Annotated in this window: 2 pseudogenes; both read left to right on the top strand. The window is 60.3% G+C overall.

The window, feature by feature from the left end:
• Positions 1 to 386: 386 nt before the first annotated feature.
• Positions 387 to 524 (top strand): annotated as a pseudogene (locus G3N64_RS39345) (dienelactone hydrolase family protein); the annotation flags it as partial.
• Positions 521 to 761 (top strand): annotated as a pseudogene (locus tag G3N64_RS39340) (alpha/beta hydrolase); the annotation flags it as partial. The pseudogenes G3N64_RS39345 and G3N64_RS39340, both read left to right, overlap by 4 nt.

Raw genomic sequence — 761 nt, 5'->3', positions numbered from 1 at the left:
TCCGGGCAGACCAGCTTCGTCAATGGATTGCTCCTTGGGCGGCACTTCACGTGGGGTTGCCATGCCAAGTTCAGGCGACACTTGCCGATTTTACGTAGCTGGAGATTGAAGTTTCAAGAAATAATTAATGAACGAATCTCCGCGGCCGACCGGCCGGAAGTGGAGGTGAGTCATACGTCACTAGCCGGACGCCGGAAGAGCCACGGACGCGTCCACGGCTAGACAGTCTGGAGTTCACCCGATCCGGAGATCGCATCATGGCGCAGATATCCCCGACGCCCTTGTCCCTTGCGGCGTGCCGTTTTGGTACGACGACAGTCAACGCCGCGCGGCGAGAAGTGTTGCGCGATGTCGTCTGGATCAACGTCGGGGAGCGTGCCTTCGACTTCGCTAACGAGACGGCAATCGGACCCGGTCGCATTTCGCGAACGCAGTTCGATCCGTTGTGGGCCGAGCAAGCCTGGGACCGCACGCTGACGTTCCTTGGCAGGGTGATGTGGGAGAACCGCGGAGAAGCGCAATGAACGACACGACAGAACCGGTGATGATGGCGACAAGGCGCGGCATGCTGAAGGCCACCGCGTCGATCGCGGCATGGCTTTCGATGTCCCGCGCGGCGGACGCCGCCACCAACGCTACCGTCCCGGCGAGCAGGGGCAACCAACAAGGAGGCAATGCCATGCATACGGTCAGAACGAAGGACGGCGTCGACATATTTTATAAAGACTGGGGCAGTGGCCAGCCCATTGTTTTCTCCCACG

The sequence above is a fragment of the Burkholderia sp. Ac-20344 genome, from assembly GCF_017104975.1.
Taxonomy (GTDB): domain Bacteria; phylum Pseudomonadota; class Gammaproteobacteria; order Burkholderiales; family Burkholderiaceae; genus Burkholderia.
The sequence above is the reverse complement of the archived record's forward strand: the minus strand, read 5'-3'. Positions and strand labels throughout refer to the sequence as shown.